This is a genomic window from Bacillus cereus group sp. BfR-BA-01523 (assembly GCF_022662615.1).
In the GTDB taxonomy this organism is placed as follows: Bacteria; Bacillota; Bacilli; order Bacillales; family Bacillaceae_G; genus Bacillus_A; species Bacillus_A mycoides.
The window spans coordinates 88,538-108,456 of record NZ_JAKUDX010000006.1 but is presented as its reverse complement, the minus strand read 5'-3'; the positions used below and the strand labels follow the sequence as shown (position 1 = coordinate 108,456).

The window sequence follows — 19,919 nt, the reverse complement described above, 5'->3', positions numbered from 1 at the left end:
ACAAAAAGAGCATCCTGAAAGAATAGGATGCTCTTTTTGTTTAGATCAAGTAGCTTCTTCTTCGGGAGAAGTGAAAAATTCGTTGACTTTGTTGGAGAGTAGAAATGGAATAGCTCCTTTTATAACGGAAATGTCCCAGTCCCACCATGCAAGGTTTTCTAGTTTTTCAATGATTTCTTGTGGGAAACGATATCGAACTAGTTTGGCAGGATTACCAGCGACGATTGCATATGGAGGTACGTCTTTTGTAACAACACTCTTGGCCCCGATAATGACCCCGTTACCAATTGTAACACCAGATAAAATGCAGGATTGATAACCAATCCATACATCATTGCCGACTACGATATCACCTTTTGAAGAAGGATGACCAGTAATGTGTGCTCCTTCTTCGAAGAGGACATTAAATGGATAAGTTGTTATCCAATCAGCACGATGTTCACCGCCAAGTACGAAAACGACTTCTTCTCCTAATGAACAAAACTTACCTATTTTTAATTTTGTTTCATCATTCCAAGAAAAAATAATAGGGCCTACTTTACTGTAAGTATAATCACCGATATCATATTTATTATATTCAGGTTTTTGATTTAAATATAACATACCAATTTTAGCATCCTCTCTAAAGAAAGTAATGGATATGGAACATCATATGCAAGGTGAAGTAAGGCGAACTATGTTGTATGAAATAGTAATGTGCAAAAATGTTAGTAGGCAAGATGAATAAAAGGGAGTGAAATGTATGAGATACGAAATGGGATTATATAATAAACCTTTTCAGTCGATTCAATTAGGAAAAAAAGTATATGAAGTACGCTTATACGATAAAAAACGTCAACTTATAAAACAAGACGATGAAATTGTATTTACGAACCTTACGACAGCAGAAACGATGGCTGTAAAAGTAACGGAGATAAAACGATACGAAAGCTTTAAAGGAATATACGAACAAATTGATAAAAAATTATTTGATTGTGAAGAACTTAGTATAAAAGAAATGTTAGAAAGTACATACGGAATATATACGAAAGAACAAGAAAAAGAATGGGGAACAGTTGCGATTGGTGTTGAGGTAATAAAGTGAGAAGAAATCGCGGTGCAGCTATAATTATACAAGGTGGTAAAATCGCTCTTATAAAACGTGTTCGAGAAGGTGAGATGTATTTTGTTTTTCCAGGCGGGGGAATTGAAGAAGGAGAAACGCCTGAAGAAGCAACGAAGCGAGAGGTTTATGAAGAATTAGGGGTACATATACAAGTGGAGCATCTGATTGCAAAGGTGGAGTATAAAGGTACGGAGTATTATTATAATGCCCATATTATAGGTGGAGTTTTCGGAAGTGGTAAAGGCGAGGAGTTCGAGCTGAAAGATAGAGGGAGTTATATTCCTTTATGGATGCCGGTAAATGAGTTGCCAAATTTAAATGTAAAACCTTATGATGTGGCCAAATGTGTATTTGATTATTATGGAATATAAGGTCTGACAACATACAAAAAAAACCATTGACATAGCCTTCTGATTTAAGTATTGTATTCGAGTATGTTTATAATCAGGAGGTTTATATGAGCAATCAAACTACTACACATCATGTGAAAATGACAACAGCAGATCCATCTGGAATTGGTCTATTTGGATTAGCGATGGTAACACTTGTAGCATCATCTCAAAAGTTAGGCTTAACAGATGGCGTTTCACTTGTATTACCATGGGCAATCTTTTTAGGAGGATTTGCACAAATCTTTGCATGCATTCACGATGCAAAGCATAACAATACGTTCGGTACAACAGCATTTGGTGCGTACGGCCTATTTTGGTTAGGTGTTGGAATGACTTGGTTAATTCAACTCGGAGTATTTGGCGAAAAATTAGCCCAAACTGCAGATTCAAAACAGCTTGGTGTAGCCTTTATCGGATACTTGATTTTCACGATCTTTATGACAATTGGTGCAATGGAAACACATAAAGTATTATTTATGATTTTCGTCCTTATTGATTTCTTATTTATCGGTCTTTCATTAAGTACTTTAGGTGTTATGCCGCACGCAATGCATAATTTAGCAGCGTATTCTGAACTATGTATTTCATTATTATCTTTCTATGGTTCAGCAGCAGCCGTGTTAAATACACACTTCGGAAAAGTTGTATTACCAGTTGGAAAACCATTTGGTATTTTTAAAAAGTAATAAAAAAGAACAGATGATTGTATAGTCATCTGTTCTTTTTTATTTATTTATTGCTACAGCAGTAGATCCTGTCATTTCGGAAATCTTTTGAGAGCTTGCTGGGCTGCCATCTATCGTTACATGAACTTGTTGCTTAGGGTTCGAGGTAACAACCCAGGCGTTTGGTAAATAGCGTGATTTATGAGATAAGGTTGAAGGGATGTTTAAAATGTCTCCCATTGCGTACAATGTTGCTGACGAGCCCCCGTCCATTGCCATTGCATTTATGGCCCCTTTTTCATAAAGAATATCTTGGCAGTCTCTTAAAGAAGCTCCGATACTATGAGGTTGTCTTCCATCAATGATGAAAAACATAATTGACCCATCTTTTTTCTGAGCCATAATACTTCGGGGACCATAGCCCCATCCGCCATCATTTGTAATCATTTTTTCGCCATTTACAATTAGTTGAGGCATAAAGCCAGCAGCGGAAACGACATTCTTATTTAACAGTTGATTAGCAGAAAACTCTCCTGAAACCATTTGTCCGTATTTTGTAAGTCCACTGACGAGAGTAGGGGTATTAATGTCTTGTGGTGTGTTTATAACTTTCCCGTTTTCAATAACAATACCGATGCCTGTTTTACCACCACCATGCCCCGTTTCATCCCAGAACCCACTAGCATTTACAGCAGCAAGTGCATGGTTTCGTTTTGCCATGACATATATTTTTTCTCCAACGTCTTTCCCTTCTGAACCTTGTTGTGTAACGAGCTTTACATTTAATGGATTACTAATAGTCATTAATTTACCTTCAAAAAAATGATCATTGTATTTTTTCTTTATCGTTTCAATCGAAACGTTTAATGGTGCATTTTTCTTTCGCTCTAATTCTTGTTTTGAAAGTTTAGTATTGGCAAAATCGCTATTTTTCCATTTTGGATTTGTAATGGATTGAGAAATATCATTTAACTCGTTATCAGATAGAAATGTAATTTTTGCGTATTGCGGATGTTGAGACGTTAAAATACTTTCCGCTGCGATGACACGTAAATTATGGCCGTATGAAGTGCCAAATAGAATAATGGCACCCACTGTTAATAATAGTGCTGTCAAAAGGGATGATATTTTTAAAAGTCTAATAAAAAATTTTTTCATTAGAAAGACTCCTCTTTTTGTAAGATCGAAATTGTTTGTTACCTAAAAATAATGAAATGTGTAAATGGCCTTTCGCATTATATATGCAACATATTAAATGTGAAAGGATGTATATACAATAAGTTGAGAAACTAGATTTGGCAATAGATGAATATGAATGTTAATACTCAAAATGAAAAGGGAATAGTCAGATGTACCATTTCTTTTAACATAAATGAAAAGGATATAAATTGAATGAAAATAATAATTGAAATTGATTCTCATTATTAATATAATGAGAATGAGAATCAATTATTGTAAGAGGGGGATGCCAAAGTGGCGAAAATTTTAATAGCGTATGCAAGTATGTCAGGGAATACAGAGAGTATTGCTGACTTAATTAAAGTAAGTTTAGATGCCTTTGATCACGAAGTAGTATTGCAAGAGATGGAAGGTATGGATGCTGAAGAATTATTAGCTTATGATGGAATCATTTTAGGATCTTATACGTGGGGTGATGGTGAATTACCATTTGAAGCGGAAGATTTCCATGATGAGTTAGAAAATATAGATTTAACGGGTAAAAAAGTGGCTGTTTTTGGATCAGGTGATACGGCGTATGAGCTGTTTTGTGAAGCGGTAACGATATTTGAAGAACGTCTTGTAAAATGCGGGGCAGAACTTGTACAAGAAGGATTGAAAATTGAATTAGCTCCAGAAGATAAAGAAGACGTTGAAAAATGCAGTGATTTTGCAATTGCTTTTGCCGAGAAGTTCTAGGAACGGGAGTGTCAACGTGGAAACAATGTTAAGTGCAACTGCTATTACAAAGTTAAGAGATGGAAAGCTTTTGTTAGCTACTACATATAATGGTTTATTCATTGAAAAAGATGGAGAATGGAAACAGGCTTTAACTGGTTTCCAAAAACGAATTCGAGATTTACATAGTGAAGGTAACGTAGTTTACGGAGTAGGGGACGAAGGAGTTTTTATTCGTAGTATGAATGGTGGAGAAACGTGGACGATCCAGCGCTTTCCAACGAAAGCAACGAGCTGGAATGTATGTAGTAGTGAGAATGGAACAGTAATTGCTCATGGAGATAAAACACTGTATCATTCTAATAATTTTGGTTCCACATGGGAGACTATTCAGCCATTTCTTAATTACGGTAGTGAGGCACCATCTATTCGATCATTATTTTTATATAAACATTACTTATTTATCGGTACGAAAATACATACTAAATATGGTGGTGTTTGGCTTTTTGATTTAGAGACACGTAAATTAAAAAGGATTAAAATAGCGATGAATCAGATGATTTCTGCGTTGACTATACATAATTCCTATTTAGTAGCGGCAAGTGGATCGTGCAAGGGAATTAGCGGAAATATTTCTTTTTGCAGAATAGATGAGAGTATCGAAAGTGATAAAATAGGTTGGCATACATGTCAAAGTGAACAAAAAGCGAGTAGTTATTTAGATTTAAGTGTGGATCAACATGTGTTATATACAACGTCAACGCAAAATAAGGCGGGAATTAGCACTGTTTGCCGTGTGCTTCTTGAAGAAGGAATTGTTACAGTATGTGATTCGGTTAAAGGGCATGGTTGGCGCATTGTTAATGAAAAAGAAGGCTATGTTGTAGCTGGATCAGGTGAATTAAAAGCGATGCAGTGGAAAAAAAAAGCTGTATAACTTTAAAAAAACTTTACTTTTATTATATTGGTATGATATAGTTACTTTAAACCATTTTACTTTTAATAATATAGAGATTTAAATGAGCTGTAACTTCCGAGGAGGATAGCAATGTTAAATCTCCTCTGGGGTTGCAGTTTTTTAATATATGATGTATTATTGTAAAGTGGTTGAAAATGAATATGTACATATAGGTACATTGTAGGAGGATTTTTTAAATGCAAAACGGTAAAGTAAAATGGTTTAACGCAGAAAAAGGTTTCGGTTTCATCGAGGTTGAAGGCGGAGAAGACGTATTCGTTCATTTCTCAGCTATCCAAGGCGACGGCTTCAAATCTTTAGAAGAAGGTCAAGAAGTTACTTTCGAAGTAGAACAAGGTAACCGTGGACCTCAAGCTACAAACGTAAACAAGAAGTAATTATGAAAAAAGAAGGGCTTGCCCTTCTTTTTTTTTGCGTTTTTATTGAATATCCTCCTATGTACATGTAATAATAAGACTGAATTTTTGATTTTTATGTGAAGTTTTTCATGCATAAAGTGCATTAATAAATAAATACTGAAAATAAAGTATGTGTGTGAAAAGGAATTTAGAAAGAGGTAAATAAATTGAAAAACGCTACACACTTCATTGTGTTTGATATTGAAAGGAATTTTAGGCCGTATAAATCAGAAGATCCGTCAGAAATAGTTGATATTGGAGCTGTAAAAATAGATGTGAGTACAATGAAGGTTATTGGAGAATTTTCAGAGTTAGTAAAACCAAGTGCCCCATTAACTCGTCATACAACAAAATTAACTGGAATTACAAAGAAAGATTTAATAGGTGTAGGGAATTTCCCTCAAATTATAGAGAAATTTATTCAGTTCATCGGAGAAGATTCTATATTTATTTCATGGGGAAAAGAAGATTACCGTTTTCTATCTCAAGATTGTACATTATACGGTGTAGAATGCCCATGTATGGAAAAAGAGAGCAGATTTGATGTGCAAAAATTTGTTTTTCAGGCGTATGAAGAATTATTTGAGCATACACCAAGTTTACAATTTGCAGTGGATCAGCTCGGCTTAACATGGGAAGGGAAGCAGCACCGGGCTTTAGCAGATGCTGAGAATACAGCAAATATCTTTCTGAAAGTATATGGCGAGAGAGATATTAACAAGCGATACAAGAGACATGGTGAGCTTGAACTTGTAAAGAACGGAAAACTAACAGAAAAAGCGAAAAAAAGGATGCGGAAATGGGTGTTTAAAGAACTGAGAAAAAATACAGAGCGTCCTTTTGTATGGAGTGCATTTGAAAGCAGTGACACGTGGGAAAGTATAACGGAAAGATATTATATAAGTGAATCAGCAGTAGAACTTCTGAAAAAACACTTTCCTACTGCGGTGAGAAAAGCGGAGCGGCAGCTTAGGTATTTGGCTGAGATGGAGAAAGTAGTAGAAGAAAGTTAGTAATAAAATTTATTTTATTCATATGTACAACTAGACTTTAGGATTAAGTTGCTGAAGTTTAGTTGGAAAATTCACGGCTTGTTCTGTATTGTTAATGGGATATTTTGTTATTTTTAGTACGGATATACATAGAAAAGAGTGTAGTTTAATGGAAGCAATCTTTAACATTTTAACCATTTTAGTTTTTTTGATAGTATTTACCACACTATTTGCACTAATTACACTTCCTTTCATAGCAAAGAAGAAGAATTGGAAAAAGCTTAATATATCTTTAACTCGTGGTGTATTAAAGATTAAAATCGAAGAGTAAGGTAAGAGTCTTATACAAGGGAGGTGTGATAGTGATAGACTTGGAAATCAAAGATGTCACCGTACAGATGGAATTAAATGGTGTCTTTTGGAATGAGGATGGAATTGCTGAAATGATGGTGACTACAAAAGCGGAGCATTCTCTTATTCTTCGTCTAGTAGTTGACTTAGAAAGTAAAACGATTCGTGCGATGAATGCCGAGATAGTGAGTGGGTTCTGTCCTCTATGTAAACAGAAAAGGAACGAATGTAGTGAACTTAATGACGTGCAAAATAAAATGGATATTTTAGAAGAAGCCTACGATTGGGTGAGAGAGCATCCGGAATATCGTTTTCAATTATCTTTTTACGAATACAATAAATTTGAGGTAGTAAAGTGAAATTTTCATTTTAACAACATACATAATGACTAAAAGGAAAAACACCAAAAACTTATAGAAGGACTTGGTCAACTAGAAATATTGAAGTAGATGTCTCTCATGGAAATATACTTGATTCTACAAGAAATGTCATCTTGGAGCAAAAATATTTTTTAAAAATAAGCATATTTGTTATAAAGAAGAAAAACCGATTCTTAGTAGAATCGGTTTTTAATATAAATGTCAACTATGTCCCAAATAAAAGAGCGCTTGTTAATAGAGCTCAGTAAAAATAGGTATATGGAAGCATTTATTCAATCCCATTCGGATCATAAGAATACTGCTGTTTATTCTCAATCCGCTCAATCACATCTTGTAATTCATCTTGCCTCAGAAGCTCAATATAAGAGAATCCTTTCTCAATACTTTTAACTACTTGTCTCCAAAATAGCAGGGCGTACATAAAATACTGTATATATGATTTTAAAGGAGATGTTTTCTTGACGAAAAGAAATTGTAGGAGCCACAATCATTCGTTTGCTCCCTTCATCAGCCCCAATCCTATTACCTCATTTAATCCGATTAAACGTTATCCAAAAATTGATAAAACAGCTTTCATAAGTCCGTTTTCTAGTGTAATAGGCGATGTGAGAATTAAAGATAATGTATATGTAGCTCCTAATGTAAGCATTCGTGCGGATGAAGGAACTCCATTTTATATTAGTTCAAACACAAATCTGCAAGACGGAGTTATCTTACATGGTTTATTGAATAAATTCGTTTCTGTTGATGATAAAGAGTATTCAATCTATATTGGAAAAAAAGTAAGTGTTGCGCATGGCGCCCTCATTCACGGTCCTTGTTATATAGGGAATAAGGTGTTCGTCGGTTTTAAATCAATTGTGTATAATGCGATTATTGGAGAAGGAACATTTATTTCATACAATGCAGTAGTAACAAACGGAGTACGTGTTTCGACGAACAGGTTTGTGCCGCCTGGAGCCAACATAGATACACAAGAAAAAGCAGATGCGCTCATTCGAGTACCAAAAGACGAAAAAGAATTTGCGCGAGAAGTACAACGTGTAAATCAAGAATTTCCTGCTTCCTATAACTTATTATTCGGTTCGCATCGTTGTTCTTGCGGAATGCCGTACAATCATTAAAAATTAGCAGTTTTTGAGATGAAGTGTTTATTATGCATGACAGTGGTTTAAAAGACTCGTATCCATTGAGAGATGTGCTTCATTTGAAAAAAATGCCGGATCATACAATATAACATTAACAGATATACAAGACGGACACGTTACAGTGCATGTTCTTGATACGAAATGTTTTCGATAATAAAAAGACAATGATGGAATTTAACCCGTCATTGTCTTCTTTACATTATTCTATTCAATTTCTCCTGATCCATAGTTATACTGCTGCTTATTCTCAATCCGCTCAATTACGTCTTGTAATTCATCCGGCTTCAAAAACTCAATTGGAGAGAAGCCTTTCTCAAACGTAAGTGTATCAGCCTCAATCATTAATACATATCGGTCGTTTACCTTTGCAATATGTATTAGGTCTCCGAAATCAGCAAGCAAAGCCTTCACAGAGATATGATCTGCTTTTAGCTTTAATTCCACTTCAGGGGCGTGCTCGACGATTTGAGCGGTAGCTTCCATTACTTCTTCTGTTGAAAATTGTTCCATAATTTCGCGTTTCGGACTGGCAGCCCATACTTCCATCGCTTGGTCGAACTGTTCACGTTCTTCAGTACCTTCTTCAAATACATCTTCAATTTGGTCGTATACCATGTCCATTACTTGTGTTTTCATAATTTCAGGCATAGAGCGTTCGTATTCGACGAATTTTAAGAAGTCTTCAAAGTAGCGGGCGTGTGATGCTTGGTGTATTTTTAGTTCGCCAGGCTCCACCATACCTTCTTCAGGCATGTATGGGTACTGGATAGATTTCATATTCTTTGTTGTGATGGCCATTTCAACGTTACGAATAAGTGTTGATTCATCAGAAATGGAAGCAACCTTTGGTTCGAAGTCACATTTCATTACGAATACGAATGGATCATCAAAGTATTTGCGTAGTTTTGCTTGAGCGATTAAAAACACACCACCACGTACAGCGCTTGTGTCAAGGTATGTATAAACGAGAGGTTCGCTCATATCTTTGAAGTTTTCTTTTGTTTCTGCAAAGCGAATACGATTAAATAAGTTGTAATGAGGGTTTGAATCGAGTTCATGCCCTTCTTCTACAATAAAGCGACCGATCTTCGTTGGGGCTTGTTCTGTTTTTGCGTGACGTTCTACTTTTCGCTTTGAAATTTTTAATAATTCACCATTCAAAAATTCTTTTAAAGAGCTATCTTCATACTCTTCAGCGTCTAATGTTTGAAAATGTTTATAGCGCTTATCAACTGCTTCACCTTTTCCTTCTACTTGTACTACATAAAAGGAAAGAAAATTTATTTCAAAATCCATATTTATCACCTTGTTTCATTTCATTAACTCTTATCAGTATAGAGATGGAAAAAACTTTCGTCAATTTATATAAGGAAGGGGGAGCCCCTTCCTTATATATTTGTTATTTTCGAAATTAAAATCCGTCTTCTAATGCTGAAAATGGAATATTCAGCCTATTTTCCACTGTACGTAAACGCTGATTTAAGCGGTTTAATCTACGCGTATGACGCTCAACTGTGTTTTCTAGTTGACGTACTCTTTGCTCAAGCTCATTTACTCGTCTTTCTAATTGACGGTTTCCAGTACCAGGGAAAGAGATTGGAAGTTGAAATTGTCGATTTTGATCATATGGATTAACTTGTTCTGTTTGATCTATATATTGTTGGTATTGTGCCTGTAAATCATACTGAGGTTGGTAACCATATTGGTTATATGGATCATAAGGATTGTAGGGATACATAAAAACATCCTCCATTTCTTTATAATAGGTTAAATTCATCATAATGTATGTGCAAAAGCGGAGTAGTGGCACGGCAAATACCTATATACCTGAAGTGAATGATTGTTTTTACCGATAAAAGCTCGGTTTAAGTTGTTAATAATGATCACATATGAGAAAGCGGTATTGCGGTTTCTGAAGCATGCAGGTGAATAGAGAGGTGAAATGAAAGGGTGTTACATTTGTATTTCATCTGTTGAATGGTATATACTGGATGGAGATAGGTTGCATAAAAGTTACAATGTTATCAAACTCGAAAATTTATATAAATATGTATAGACATTTACAAAAGAAAAGAGTAGTTTTAATAGAGTAAAAAACAACTTGTAACATTTTCTAAATATATTGTAAAATGATTGTAACAAAAGATACATAAAAATGAAATAATACATAAGAAATAATGTTGGGGAAAAGGAGAGAGTATATTGTTCCGAAAAATAAAGGGTATATTAGTAGGGGTGCTATGCGTAGCTGTAGTAAGTGGTTGTGGTACAAAAGTAAGTGATGTGGCATTAGTAAGTGATTTTGGTGGGAATGTTGTAGAGGCTAAGGCTGATGTACAGGATTCAATTAGCTTAGTGGATGGGCGTACTGGTACTGAAGTGAAAAAAATAGACTTATCGAGTTTAGGTTATTTTGAAGATGAGGCGAAATTCAAAAAATCCGTAACGAAGGTTGCAGGTGAAGTCGGGAAAAGTGTTGACAAAAAGATGGTCCCTTCACGTATAGCATCTGATGGATCATGGCAAGAAGGAAAGCCTTCTTTTGAATTAATGGAAAAAGAATTAGTAGATAAATTATTAAACGTTGGTATGTGGGATTCTTCATATCAGTTACCTATCGTTGAGAAAAAGCCTACCGCAACATTAAGTGATGCGCAAGGAAGTGGCACGGTAATTGGTAGATATGAAACGAATTTAGGTGGATCAGCAGGTGGCCGTATTGAGAATATTCGTTTGTCGGCAGCGAGCATAAATGGAGTTGTATTAGCAAAAGGAGACAGTTTCTCTTTCAATGCATTAATCGGTGATACAACGCCAGATAAAGGATATCAATTAGGTAAAGAAATTGTAGATGGTAAATTAGTAGATGGTTATGGTGGTGGCGTTTGTCAAACATCATCAACGCTATACAATGCAGCAGATCAAGCTGGTTTGAAAATGGTAGAGAGAACTACACATTCTAAAACAGTAGGTTATGTCCCTCAGGGAAGAGATGCTACAATTGCTTATCCATATTTAGACTTAGTATTTGAAAATACGAATGATGCTCCTGTTAAGCTTTATATGGGCATTCAAGGCGGAAAGTTAGTTGCTGAAGTACATAAGATGAAATAAATATGTAGTTAAAGGATAAGAAAGTAAAATATTTATAGTTTCTATAATTGAAGCCATCTCTTCTGAATTTCAGAGGAGATGGCTTTTGTGTACAGTTTATTAAGAATAGTAAATTGATGTATTACTAGTATGTTCGAACAAGGGTTGAGTTTAATTCTTAGTTTTCCTATTGACATTGTTTAATTTTAACTGTATTCTTCATAATAACAACTAAATAAATGGAAAAATTTATTGGTTTTCTTATCAAGAGAGATGGAGGGACTGGCCCGGTGAAATCTCAGCAACAGGCTAAAAAAGCACTGTGCTAATTCCAGCAAACGTATGAGGCGTTTGGAAGATGGGGGGAAATGGATTAACATTCAACTCTTCTTATATGTGTAAGAAGAGTTTTTTTGTTTAGAGAGGGGGAGAAAATGAAATTTGATGTAGCGTATTTTTTAGAAAGTTTTCCGCAATTATTTAAGTATGTATACATAACTTTAGGGATTACTGTAGTTTCAATGATTATTTCTTTCTTTATAGGGATTGGCTTGGCGATCATTACAAAAAACAAAACGAAATTTTTATATCCAATTGCAAGGGTGTATATCTCTTTCTTTAGAGGGACACCGTTATTAGTTCAATTGTTTGTGTTATATTTCGGATTGCCACAAATATCTCCGGCTTTTACAGTGCTTACAGCTATGCAAGCAACTTTAATTGGCCTCAGTTTAAATAATGCTGCTTATTTGTCAGAAATCATTCGAGGTTCATTAAATGCTGTGGAATCAGGGCAAATGGATGCTTGTTTATCAGTTGGAATGACAAAAGCACAAGCGATGCGACAAATTATCTTTCCGCAGGCTATTCGTGTAGCAGTGCCGTCACTTGGAAATAATTTTGTTGGATTGTTAAAAGAATCTTCGTTATCTTTTGCACTTGGAGTGGCTGAAATATTGGCACAAGCGAAAATGCTGGCGGCACAATCGTATCGTTATATGGAAAGCTATTTAGCGGTAGCGATTGTGTATTGGATTATTACAATCGTAATCAGCTGGGGACAGAAAAGGTTGGAGAAGAAACTTGATGCACCGTATTTATAAGAGAAATGAGGTGATATATGTGATTGAGTTAAAAAATTTGTATAAATCTTACAAACATAATGAAGTGCTGAAAGGAATCTCACTTACTGTCAAAAAAGGGGAAGTGGTAGTAATTATTGGACCTTCTGGTTCAGGGAAATCGACATTACTACGATGTTTAAATTTATTAGAACAACCGGATGATGGCAGTATTAGAATTGAAGATTTAGAGATTCATACGAAGAAACTTTATCAAAAAGAAATCATAAAATTACGTCAAAAAACAGCTATGGTTTTTCAAAACTATAATTTATTTAAAAATAAAACAGCATTGCAAAATATTACAACAGCATTAACGGTTGTACAGAAAAAAAGTGAAGAAGAGGCAAATGGAATAGCGAGAGAAATATTAAAACAAGTAGGCTTAGCTGATAAAGAAGATTTTTATCCGGCAATGTTATCAGGTGGACAACAGCAAAGGGTAGGGATTGCTAGGGCAATGGCTTTAAATCCAGCTGTATTATTGTTTGATGAACCGACTTCAGCACTTGATCCAGAATTAGTTAATGAGGTATTACAAGTTATTAAAGATTTGGCAAGACAACATATAACGATGGTTATTGTTACACATGAAATGAATTTTGCAAAAGAGGTGGCTGATCGCGTTATTTTTATGGCTGATGGAATTATCGTAGAGCAGGGAACGCCAGAAGAGATTTTTCGAAACCCACAAAATGAACGTACGAAAAAGTTTTTACGGCAATTAAATGCATCTGAAGAAGGAAATCATTTCGTTATTTAGGAGGAAGAGTTATGAGAAAATCGTCATTATTACTAACATTAGCATTAACACTATCAGTTGGAGCTTTGTCTGCATGTGGTTCTAATGCAGCAAGTAAAAAGACAGATGAAAAAGTAGTGAAAGTTGGGACTTCTGCAGGTCGTAGCCCATTTATATTTAAAGAAGGTGAAAAAGTAAAAGGTTTTGATGCTGAAATTATTGAAGCGGCTGCTAAGAAAGCTGGATATAAAGTAGAATGGAATGTTTCTGATTTTGAAGGATTATTCGGTTTATTAGATTCAGGCCGTATTGATACGATTGCAAATGAATTATCCGTTTCTCCGGAAAGAAAAAAGAAATATGACTTTTCGATCCCGTATGTGTATTCAGGTTCTGTTTTTGCGGTGAAGAAAAATAATAATACAATTAAATCGCTAGAGGATCTAAAAGGAAAGACTGTAGGTGTTGGACTTGGTACAGCAGGAGAGCAAGAGTTAAAAGCTTTAAATAAAAATAATGCTTTTACGATTAAAACGTACTCAGAGGACCCAACGGCGGAATTGAACGAAGTAGGCTTTGGACGCGTCGATGCTTATTATAATGATAAAGTTCAAGTGGAAACAACAATAACAAAGGCGAAACTAGATAATGTCAAAGTTGGATTTGGCCCACTTGAATGGGGAGAGATTGCATTTCCATTTGCAAAAAAGAGTGAAAAGTTAGAAGATATAAATAAGGCGTTAAAAGAATTAGAGCAAGATGGAACATTAAGTGACATATCGAAAAAATGGCTAAAAGTTGATGCTACAAAAAAACAAAATTAAGGTGTATTCGTTGAATGGGCCTATTGCCTATCAACTTACATAAAAAACTAAAGGGAACTGGAGAGGAAGTTATTCATGGTACAAATTCATCCGAAAACACGTATTGGTCATGTTGCATTTAAAGTAAAAGATTTAGAGCGTCAAATTGCCTTCTATGAAAATGTAGTAGGATTAGAAGTAATTAAACAAGAGGAGAACAAAGCACACTTAGCTGGAAAGGGTGGTAAGAATACGTTACTTGTTCTTGAGCAGTTGGAAGATGCAGCGCTACAAGAACCGCGTACGACGGGTATATATCACGTTGCCTTTTTAGTTCCGACTCGTGAAGCTTTTGCTTCGGCACTATTTGGTGTTATTCGCAATAAAAAGGTAATTGATAGTCCGGCTGAGCAAGAAGGGCGTTATACATATTCAAATGAAATTTTACCAATTTCAAGGTTTAATAGCGCAAGTGATCATACGTATAGTGAGGCATTTTATTTACAAGACTTAGAGGGTAATGGTATCGAAATATATGCAGACCGTCCGCGTGATCAGTGGGGAGAAGGGCCAGGAGGAAGTACGCCACTTGATTTAAAAGAACTAGCAGTGCTCGTTGAGTATGAGTTTGATGGCTTACCAGCCGAAACGGTGGTTGGACACGTACATTTACGAATAGCTGATGTGGAGAAGTCACATGAGTTTTATGTAGATACAGTAGGTTTTGAAGTACAACAGCGTGAAGATGATTGCTTATTCATTTCGGCAGGAGGCTATCATCACCATATTGGTGCAAATACGTGGAACGGGGTAAATAATCCACATCCACCAGCACATGCAACGGGACTAAAAGTGTATACGATAGTACTACCGCATAAAGAAGCGTTAAATGAAGTGAAAGAAAGATTAATAGAAAAACAACATGAAATAAATGAAACTACAAATGGATTTACTGTAGTAGATCCAAGTGGTATTACAGTGCAGTTTGAAATAGAAGCAGTATAAAGTGAAACTTTAATTAGTGGGGGGTTTGTTCATCCCCCACTGATTATTAGCCTTCACCAATCGGGCGTTTATGGGCAGTTAATCTCCCACCTAACTTCTTTGTTCCAGCTGAATTCTGAGGTGGGAGTTGTACTGCCCGTTAACGCGGGATAAAACAAGCCAGAAAGTGTTTAATCACTTTCTGGCTTGTTTTTGATTATTTAGAGCTCAATCCAATACCTTCTCACAACATTCCCATCTTCTTCAGTGAAATCATCATCACGGAGACCGCCGTTATGTAAAATCGTTTTCTCTGAAGCAGTATTCACTTCGTCGCAAACGACAAGTGCTTTCGTGATGTTTAATTCTTTCGTTTTTTCTAATGATAACTCTAGTAACTTTGTAGCATAACCTTTTCTTCTTTCAGAAGGGCGAATACCATAACCGATATGGCCTCCAGCATTAAATAAATGCTCCGTCAAACTATGACGAATATTAACAGCTCCTACAATTTTATTTTCATTTGTAACAAGCCAATAAGTAGAATCTGGTACCCAAGTTTCAGGAATATTTATTCCGTTATGTGCGTCGTGTAATTCTTGAATCATTGCCGTGAAATTAGAAGGATTTTTTGAAATAACCCATGGAATCATCGTTTCACCGCTATCTTTCCATTCGTTATAAAAATCTAAGTATTCTTCTTGTAAATCAGTAGTAGGTGTAAGTAAAGAGACGTTCATTGTTAGTAAGCTCCTTTTATTTATGTTCTATTTCACAAAAATTATGATATAAAATGAAAGCGTTTCCTGATTTTCTCAACCTCATTTCATGCAACTCATATACCATTTTTAACTGAAAATAAGTTAGACGTTGAACTTTAAAGTTTTTTTGTATGAGAAGTAGGTTGTTTTATTTATGTTAATATTTAAAATATTAACATAAAAAAGTTGAGATATTAAGTATATTTTAATGAAATGCTTTTATATCGATAAACGGATGTTTGTGATAATTTTTGTTTTATCTATCTATAATGAATGAAAGGGGGAAATGCCCGTGAGCTTACATATTGATTTTATTATACGAATCGGTGTTGCCGGTTTATTAGGAGCAATAATTGGAATTGAAAGGGAAATTCGCTCAAAAGAAGCGGGATTAAAAACACATTTCCTAGTAGCCGTAGGGAGTGCTTTAATAATGGTCGTTTCGAAATATGCTTTTTCGGATATTGTGTTTGAAGAACATATGGCTCTTGATCCGAGCCGGATTGCAGCGCAAGTTGTTAGTGGAGTTGGATTTTTAGGTGCAGGTACAATCATTATTCAAAAGCAGGCAGTGAAAGGATTAACGACAGCGGCTGGTTTATGGGCTACAGCAGGAATAGGGCTAGCAATTGGAGCAGGTATGTATGTTGTAGGGATTGGAGCGATGATTCTCGTTTTGATTGGTTTAGAGATTGTAAGTCGTATTTTTAAGGTGCAATTTTTATTTCCGCAAAATATAACGGTGCAAATGTGTATAAATAAACACGAGGCGGTACAACAAATAGTAGAGACGCTACGAGTGAAAGGTATTCCAATACTTTCATATGAAGTTGAAGCCTTACAGCAAGATACAGAAATAGTTTATAAGGTAGGAATGCAATTGAAAAATATATCGCCAGAAGAAAAGAATGCATTTATTCAGCATATGCAAACATTGCCGGAAATTACGTTTATAAAGTTAAAATCATAGTGTTGAAATAGAGGATAGATGTAGCAGGCATTTCGCTATTATCTATCCTTTTTTGACATAAATCACATGTGAAGTCAAGTGTTAATTTCGCTTTGAATGGATACATGTGTGAACGTTCCCTTCTTTTTTCTCAATACAGAATAAATAGTCAGAATAGTAAAATAACGGAGCGGGACACTAAAAAATGTAAGGTAGGGGAGAGCATGAAAGGCTATTCAAAAAAAGTTTTAGTAGGGGTAAGTTTTGCTAGTTTAATGTTAGGGAGTTTTCAAGGAAGCATATTGGCGGAAGATACTAAGGGAGAGCAAGTTTCATATCGAAATGTGCTAAAAATGGAGCCGGTTGGTGTACAACTGCCCGTGGAAGAATTAGCTCATTCATCGAAAGTATTAGAAAGCAAGTCTTTTGAGAAAAGGCTACAATTTGCTGATTTATCGCAAAGACCGCCTGAAGTAAAAAAGGAAAGTAAGCAATTAGCTGTAGTAAAAACTTATACAATTGCTGAATTGAATCAATTAAGCAATCAACAATTAGTAGATTTACTTGTAACAATCGATTGGGAGCAAATTACGGGGCTATTTCAGTTTAATAAGGACAGTCTTGCATTCTATCAAAATGATAGTAGGATGCAGGCAATTATTGATAAATTGAAGCAGCAAGGACAGGCTTATACGCAAGACGATTCAAAAGGGATTGAGACATTAGTGGAAGTTTTGCGATCAGGGTTTTATTTAGGGTTTTATAATACAGAATTAAGTAAACTAAATGAACGTAGCTATCATGACAAGTGCTTACCTGCATTAAAAACGATTGCGAACAATCCAAATTTCAAACTCGGTACGTTAGAACAAAATAAAGTTGTATCATCATATGGGAAATTAATAGGAAATGCTTCGAGTGATGTGGAAACGATAACATCGGCTGCAAAGATTTTTAAGCAATATAATGATAATTTTTCTACATTGGTAGATAATCCTTCAGCTGGAAATGCGATTTACGATATTATGCAAGGTGTCGATTATGATATTCAATCGTATTTGTACGATACGAGAAAAGTACCGAAAGATACAGTATGGTACCAAAAAATAGATAGTTATATTAATGAGTTAAGTAGATTTGCGTTAATGGGAACGATTACAGAGAAAAACGGATGGCTTATTAATAATGGCATTTATTATACAGGGAGACTCGGCACATTCCATAGTACAGGGACGAAAGGATTACAAGTTGTAACAGATGCGATGAAAATCTATCCTTATTTAGGTGAGCAATATTTCGTAGCAGCTGAGCAAATTACGACGAATTATGGGGGGAAAGATGCAAACGGTAACGTTGTTAATTTAGATCAAATACGAGAAGATGGGAAGAAAAAGTATTTGCCGAAAACGTATACGTTTGATGATGGTGCAATTGTTTTAAAAGCCGGAGATAAAGTGACTGAGGAGAAAGTTAAACGTTTATATTGGGCAGCAAAAGAAGTGAAGGCACAATTCCATCGTACGGTTGAAAGTGACCAACCGTTAGAAAAAGGAAATCCAGATGATGTATTAACGATGGTTATTTATAATAGCCCAGCTGAATACCAATTTAACCGTCAATTGTACGGATATGAAACGAATAACGGCGGTCTTTATATAGAAGGAACAGGTACGTTCTTTACTTATGAACGTACGCCACAAGAAAGTATTTATAGTTTAGAAGAATTGTTCCGACATGAGTTCACGCATTATTTACAAGGTAGATATGAAGTGCCAGGACTTTGGGGGCAAGGTAAGATGTATGAGAATGAGAGATTATCTTGGTTTGAAGAAGGGAATGCTGAGTTTTTTGCAGGTGCAACGAGAACGGACAACGTCGTTCCAAGAAAGAGTATTATAGGAGGACTATCTTCGAATCCAGCAGAACGTTATACGGCAGAGCGAACGTTAAATGCAAAGTATGGAACGTGGGATTTCTATAATTATTCCTTTGCTTTACAATCGTATATGTACAATAAGAGATACGATATGTTTGATAAAGTTCATGATCTTATTAGGAAAAATGATGTAACAGCATATGATGCATATCGCTCTGCTTTAAGTAAAGATGCGAATTTAAATAAAGAGTATCAAGACTATATGCAAATGTTAGTAGACAACCGTGAGAAATATAATGTTCCGTTAGTGTCAGATGATTATTTAGCAACTCATGCACCGAAACCAGTTTCAGATATTGCCGCAGAAATTACAGCGGAAGCAAAATTAAGTAATGTATCAGTAAAGAAAAATAAATCACAATTCTTTAATACATTTACACTGCAAGGAACATATACAGGAACTTCTGCAAAAGGAGAATATGAAGACTGGAAAACAATTACGCAAAACGTTAATGATACGTTAAAACGTTTAAGTGCAAAAGAATGGACAGGTTATAAAACAGTAACAGCTTACTTCGTGAATTACCGTGTAAATGCATCAGGGCAATTTGAATATGATGTTGTGTTCCACGGTATTAATACAGAAGAAGGTGCTGTGAATAAAGCGCCGGTCGCGGTTATAAATGGTCCGTATAGCGGACATACGAATGAAGCAATCTCGTTTAAAAGCGATGGATCAAAAGATGAAGATGGGAAAATTGCTTCTTATAACTGGGAGTTCGGTGATGGTGCGGTAAGTAATGAGCAAAATCCAACGCACGTATATACAAAAGAAGGAACGTATACGGCGAAATTAACAGTAACAGACGATAAAGGATTAACTAATACAGCTACAACAAGTGTAACGGTTCAAAAGAAAGAAGATAACAGTGTAGAAAAAGAGCCAAATAATTCATTCCAAACGGCAAATAAACTGCAGTTAAATCAAGTTTTACGTGCTAGTTTAGGAAACGGTGATACGAGTGATTACTTTGAAATAAATATAGAAACTGCGAAAAACCTTCAAATTAATGTAACGAAGGAAAATAATATCGGAGTAAACTGGGTTCTTTATTCAGAAGCAGATTTAAATAATTATGTTACGTATGCACAGCAACAAGGAAATAAATTAGTAGGTAGTTACTATACGTATCCAGGGAAGTACTATTTACATGTATACCAGTATGGTGGTGGAACAGGGAATTATACGGTAGAAGTGAAGTGAAAAAAAGGGTCGCCATTCAT

General features: G+C 35.4%; 21 protein-coding genes, 1 pseudogene and 1 riboswitch. Of the genes and pseudogenes, 16 read left to right on the top strand and 6 right to left on the bottom strand.

Annotated features, from left to right (window positions below; all coding sequences use genetic code 11):
- Positions 1 to 45: 45 nt before the first annotated feature.
- Positions 46 to 603, bottom strand: a complete 558-nt coding sequence (locus MR066_RS17330; RefSeq protein WP_242247956.1) for a CatB-related O-acetyltransferase — start codon at positions 601 to 603, stop codon at positions 46 to 48.
- Between the two features lie 139 nt (positions 604 to 742).
- Here MR066_RS17330 and MR066_RS17325 point away from each other — a divergent pair, with 139 nt between their 5' ends.
- From MR066_RS17325 to MR066_RS17315, 3 genes are all read left to right on the top strand, one after another.
- Positions 743 to 1,084: an ASCH domain-containing protein gene (locus tag MR066_RS17325; RefSeq protein ID WP_242247954.1), complete on the top strand. Its 342-nt coding sequence runs from the start codon at positions 743 to 745 to the stop codon at positions 1,082 to 1,084.
- On the top strand, positions 1,081 to 1,476 hold the full coding sequence (locus MR066_RS17320; protein ID WP_002128457.1) for an NUDIX hydrolase: 396 nt from the start codon (positions 1,081 to 1,083) through the stop codon (positions 1,474 to 1,476). The genes MR066_RS17325 and MR066_RS17320 overlap by 4 nt, the downstream gene beginning before the upstream one ends.
- Before the next feature lie 86 nt (positions 1,477 to 1,562).
- On the top strand, positions 1,563 to 2,183 hold the full coding sequence (locus MR066_RS17315; protein ID WP_000070943.1) for an acetate uptake transporter: 621 nt from the start codon (positions 1,563 to 1,565) through the stop codon (positions 2,181 to 2,183).
- Positions 2,184 to 2,222: 39 nt separating this feature from the next.
- Here MR066_RS17315 and MR066_RS17310 read toward each other — a convergent pair whose 3' ends face one another.
- Positions 2,223 to 3,320: a phosphodiester glycosidase family protein gene (locus MR066_RS17310; RefSeq protein ID WP_242247952.1), complete on the bottom strand. Its 1,098-nt coding sequence runs from the start codon at positions 3,318 to 3,320 to the stop codon at positions 2,223 to 2,225.
- A gap of 315 nt (positions 3,321 to 3,635) precedes the next feature.
- Between MR066_RS17310 and MR066_RS17305 the strand changes: the two genes are divergently transcribed.
- The 5 genes from MR066_RS17305 (at position 3,636) to MR066_RS17285 (ending at position 7,137) form a co-directional block, all read left to right on the top strand.
- A complete protein-coding gene (locus tag MR066_RS17305; protein ID WP_001062757.1) occupies positions 3,636 to 4,079 on the top strand; it encodes a flavodoxin in 444 nt (147 codons plus the stop codon).
- Positions 4,080 to 4,095: 16 nt separating this feature from the next.
- Complete coding sequence (locus MR066_RS17300) at positions 4,096 to 4,995, top strand: WD40/YVTN/BNR-like repeat-containing protein (RefSeq protein WP_242247951.1); 900 nt, start codon at positions 4,096 to 4,098, stop codon at positions 4,993 to 4,995.
- Between the two features lie 218 nt (positions 4,996 to 5,213).
- Complete coding sequence (gene cspB / locus MR066_RS17295; protein WP_001179147.1) at positions 5,214 to 5,414, top strand: cold shock-like protein CspB; 201 nt, start codon at positions 5,214 to 5,216, stop codon at positions 5,412 to 5,414.
- A gap of 188 nt (positions 5,415 to 5,602) precedes the next feature.
- The gene (locus MR066_RS17290; RefSeq protein WP_113936057.1) at positions 5,603 to 6,448 is read left to right on the top strand and encodes an exonuclease; all 846 of its coding nucleotides are present in this window, start codon (positions 5,603 to 5,605) and stop codon (positions 6,446 to 6,448) included.
- Between the two features lie 341 nt (positions 6,449 to 6,789).
- A complete protein-coding gene (locus MR066_RS17285; protein WP_242247949.1) occupies positions 6,790 to 7,137 on the top strand; it encodes a hypothetical protein in 348 nt (115 codons plus the stop codon).
- Positions 7,138 to 7,426: 289 nt separating this feature from the next.
- Here the strand turns inward: MR066_RS17285 and MR066_RS27490 are convergent.
- Positions 7,427 to 7,543 (bottom strand): annotated as a pseudogene (locus MR066_RS27490) (DUF3900 domain-containing protein); the annotation flags it as partial.
- A 73-nt stretch (positions 7,544 to 7,616) separates the two neighbouring features.
- Between MR066_RS27490 and MR066_RS17280 the strand changes: the two are divergent.
- Complete coding sequence (locus MR066_RS17280; RefSeq protein ID WP_242247946.1) at positions 7,617 to 8,282, top strand: LbetaH domain-containing protein; 666 nt, start codon at positions 7,617 to 7,619, stop codon at positions 8,280 to 8,282.
- Between the two features lie 228 nt (positions 8,283 to 8,510).
- On the opposite strand, the gene MR066_RS17275 is transcribed toward MR066_RS17280, so the two are convergent.
- Positions 8,511 to 9,602, bottom strand: coding sequence for a DUF3900 domain-containing protein (locus MR066_RS17275; RefSeq protein WP_242247939.1), 1,092 nt, complete (start codon positions 9,600 to 9,602; stop codon positions 8,511 to 8,513).
- A 115-nt stretch (positions 9,603 to 9,717) separates the two neighbouring features.
- Entirely contained in the window at positions 9,718 to 10,044 is a 327-nt protein-coding gene (locus tag MR066_RS17270) for a hypothetical protein (protein ID WP_002087720.1), read from the bottom strand.
- Between the two features lie 464 nt (positions 10,045 to 10,508).
- Between MR066_RS17270 and MR066_RS17265 the strand changes: the two genes are divergently transcribed.
- From MR066_RS17265 to MR066_RS17245, 5 genes are all read left to right on the top strand, one after another.
- The gene (locus tag MR066_RS17265) at positions 10,509 to 11,420 is read left to right on the top strand and encodes a VanW family protein (RefSeq protein WP_002128453.1); all 912 of its coding nucleotides are present in this window, start codon (positions 10,509 to 10,511) and stop codon (positions 11,418 to 11,420) included.
- 237 nt (positions 11,421 to 11,657) lie between these two features.
- Positions 11,658 to 11,764, top strand: a riboswitch (SAM riboswitch).
- 69 nt (positions 11,765 to 11,833) lie between these two features.
- Positions 11,834 to 12,502, top strand: coding sequence for an amino acid ABC transporter permease (locus tag MR066_RS17260; RefSeq protein WP_002066492.1), 669 nt, complete (start codon positions 11,834 to 11,836; stop codon positions 12,500 to 12,502).
- Between the two features lie 19 nt (positions 12,503 to 12,521).
- Positions 12,522 to 13,283 (top strand): amino acid ABC transporter ATP-binding protein, encoded by a 762-nt coding sequence (locus MR066_RS17255; protein WP_033708422.1) that lies wholly within the window; start codon positions 12,522 to 12,524, stop codon positions 13,281 to 13,283.
- Positions 13,284 to 13,294: 11 nt separating this feature from the next.
- Positions 13,295 to 14,086, top strand: coding sequence for an amino acid ABC transporter substrate-binding protein (locus MR066_RS17250; RefSeq protein WP_002066495.1), 792 nt, complete (start codon positions 13,295 to 13,297; stop codon positions 14,084 to 14,086).
- Positions 14,087 to 14,161: 75 nt separating this feature from the next.
- Complete coding sequence (locus MR066_RS17245) at positions 14,162 to 15,070, top strand: VOC family protein (protein ID WP_242247936.1); 909 nt, start codon at positions 14,162 to 14,164, stop codon at positions 15,068 to 15,070.
- A gap of 200 nt (positions 15,071 to 15,270) precedes the next feature.
- Here MR066_RS17245 and MR066_RS17240 read toward each other — a convergent pair whose 3' ends face one another.
- Positions 15,271 to 15,789 carry a GNAT family N-acetyltransferase gene (locus MR066_RS17240; RefSeq protein ID WP_002033611.1) on the bottom strand — a complete coding sequence of 173 codons (519 nt, stop codon included), beginning with the start codon at positions 15,787 to 15,789 and terminating at the stop codon, positions 15,271 to 15,273.
- 313 nt (positions 15,790 to 16,102) lie between these two features.
- On the opposite strand from MR066_RS17240, the gene MR066_RS17235 reads away from it, so the two are divergent.
- Positions 16,103 to 16,780, top strand: coding sequence for an MgtC/SapB family protein (locus MR066_RS17235; RefSeq protein ID WP_242247935.1), 678 nt, complete (start codon positions 16,103 to 16,105; stop codon positions 16,778 to 16,780).
- Between the two features lie 203 nt (positions 16,781 to 16,983).
- Positions 16,984 to 19,899 (top strand): collagenase ColA, encoded by a 2,916-nt coding sequence (gene colA, locus MR066_RS17230; RefSeq protein ID WP_242247933.1) that lies wholly within the window; start codon positions 16,984 to 16,986, stop codon positions 19,897 to 19,899.
- Positions 19,900 to 19,919 lie beyond the last annotated feature (20 nt).